1 protein-coding gene and 1 pseudogene are annotated in these 1,785 nt (G+C 24.9%); both read right to left on the reverse strand.

The window, feature by feature from the left end:
• Positions 1–208, reverse strand: a pseudogene (locus HMPREF9131_RS03755) (hypothetical protein); the annotation flags it as partial.
• Positions 186–1,785: PD-(D/E)XK nuclease family protein (locus tag HMPREF9131_RS03760; RefSeq protein ID WP_036744327.1), on the reverse strand; the 1,600-nt coding region annotated here is incomplete at its 5' end. The gene HMPREF9131_RS03760 and the pseudogene HMPREF9131_RS03755, both read right to left, overlap by 23 nt.

Raw genomic sequence — 1,785 nt, forward strand, 5'->3', positions numbered from 1 at the left:
CAGGTAATGGATAATTCTTTTGCAGTTTTTTGTAAGTCCTTTTTCTATAAGATAAATCTTCAGGTCTTTGTCCTAATCTTATAATGGCTAAAACCGGCTTTTCATTTAAGTTTTCTATTTTTTCTAATAATTTTTCTTTTAATCTTTTTCTTAAATCTTTAGATGTTAAAATTTTTGTCATATTTTTAATTCCCTTTCTTTTTTTCATCCTCATTATAGAAAACTCCATCACACATGTCCTTATATAATTCAATTATCTTATTGGTGGCATTATCTAGAAGCTCATTAATTTCATTATCACTTTTGTAAAAGCGTCCCTTGTCATATTTATCAATATATTTTTCATTTACAAAAATTGGCACATTTTTAAAATTTTTAATTATTTTATAATAAAAACCAGCAATTTTCTTGTCCTTATTTTTTCTTGCCAATGCGTAAATTACACTTTGAAAGGACTTGTTATTGAACACATCGGCAGCCGTTCTTGTTGATGCATTAGATGATTTATAATCTATAAGTATCTCTTCATCATCTTTTGCATCAATCCTATCAATGGAACCTACGAGATTAATTGGTCCAATATCAAAAGAAAATCTCTTTTCAAATAGTTTAGGCATAAAATCTTTATTTATCCTATTTGCATCTGTATCTGCCCTTACTATATCTAAAAGATATGAGAAATCTTTAATAAATTTAAACTTTTCGGAAAAACTCAAATCTTCTACTTTTGAACACTTTGGAAAAGTTTCTTTCATAATTAAATTTTTTAAATAATCTTCATCATATACTTTTCTATTTTTAAAATAGTTTTCTAATATTTTATGATAGATAGACCCATCTTTAAGATAGTCGACTTCCTTGAAAGAGTCCTCATATTCTTCAATTTTAAAAACTCTTTCTATCAAAAAATCTCTGCCACTTTTTACATATGAATCAAAGTCTGTGGCTGAAAAAGACCTATTTTCTAAAATTCTCTTTAATTGACTTATATTTGTAGAGTCTAATTTAAAATCATCTTCTCTATTTATATTTTCGTAAGCATTGAGAGCTGAACTTATATAATTATCTTCATAAGTTGAGATTTCTATATTTCCCCTTGTTTTTATCAGGTTTAAAGAATTAGATATTTCATCATTTTTAATCAAAAAAATAGATTTTTTGTCATTACAAAGCCTGTAAATAAGTTCTATAAGTTCTATCTGATTATAATCCTTTACAAGTCCAATTCTTTTTAAGTCTTCCATGTTATCATCGTTGTAGATAAAATTTTTCTTATAAAGATTTTTATTCTTATCATAAGATAAATAAATGCCTATTTCATTATTGCTGTAATAAATTTTATCTAGACTTGCTGTTTTTATACCCTCATAATTTCTCAAAGATTTTAGACTTATAGAATCTAAATATGTGAACAAAATCTCTCTAAATTCTTTAAAGGATATTTTGTCATACATATCTTTAAAACTATCTGCTATATTAATGAATTTATCTATCTGGTCAAGGGATAAATTACCTACCCTATAAATCTCTACATCTTTTAAATTTTCAAAATCCCTATCTAAAATCTCTCTAATTTCATCTTCTAAATTTTTTAGGAAATTTATGTAATAATCTAAATCATTATAGGGATCTATTTTTTCTATCTTTATTTTGTCGACAAAATCTAAAAAATCCCCAATATGATTTTTGTCTATAAATAAATTATCCTTAAACTTCTCATCAAAATCCTCAATTCTAGAAAAATTATTCATATATAAAATCTGTAAGATTTTATCAACATCTTGG

The organism is Peptoniphilus sp. oral taxon 836 str. F0141, assembly GCF_000179335.1.
GTDB lineage: Bacteria > Bacillota > Clostridia > Tissierellales > Peptoniphilaceae > Peptoniphilus_A > Peptoniphilus_A lacrimalis.